Source organism: Oleiphilus sp. HI0079 (assembly GCF_001635105.1).
Genome location: NZ_LWFT01000944.1, coordinates 1 through 799, shown reverse-complemented (window position 1 = coordinate 799; position 799 = coordinate 1). Strand labels below are relative to the sequence as shown.

Sequence of the window (799 nt, the reverse complement as noted above, 5' to 3'; positions counted from 1 at the left end):
TAGTTGATGTTTGATATGAATGAAGTTCAAGCAGAACGCCTACTAGACGTTCAGCAAACCCTGATTTCTCAGATCGCTTTAGGCACTTCTCAAAAAGAGTGCTTGGAGCGCATCGCCTCAGAGATAGAGTATCTGATTGCATTGCCGGATGTGTTTTGTTCCATTTTGATCCTTGAAGGTTCCTGTCTGAAGAGCGGTGCTGCGCCCTCTTTAGACGCAGATTACTGTGCCGCCATTGAGGGCGTAAAAATCGGGCCGAATGTTGGTTCGTGTGGCACAGCCGCATTCAAAAAGAAAAGTGTTTATGTCTCCAGTATTTCGACCGACCCCCTTTGGACGGATTACAAAGAGCTAGCCTTGAAGGCTGGCCTGCGCGCTTGTTGGTCTGTGCCCATTATTGCAAGTTATGGCGATGTTCTGGGGACCTTTGCTCTGTACTTTGGCCATGAACGGGATGTGGATAAAGAATCGATTCGATTAGTAAAGCGGTTTTGTAATCTGGCAAGTCTCGTGATGGAACGTGATGTTAACGAGAGTAAATCCAAGGCGCTGCATCAGGCATTGAAGCACAATAGCCACCGCTTTGAGAGCTTCGCCCAAGCGATGCCTGATCTTGTCTTGATCTTTGATGAAGACGGCAATTACGCCGATATTTATGGCTCGCAGCCTGATTCCCTCATACTCCCTTCTAGTTTGCTGAAGGGGCGTAACCTATCGGATGTCATGCCGCCGGCAAAAAGCATGTCGATGATGAACGTCATTCGCCAATGCCTCGTTGAGAAAACGCGGACTGTGTTCG

1 protein-coding gene is annotated in these 799 nt (G+C 48.3%); it reads left to right on the top strand.

The genetic code is table 11. The features are described from left to right. Nucleotides 1-15 precede the first annotated feature (15 nt). On the top strand, nucleotides 16-799 hold a 784-nt coding region (locus A3750_RS17275), incomplete at its 3' end, for a GAF domain-containing protein (RefSeq protein WP_197475114.1).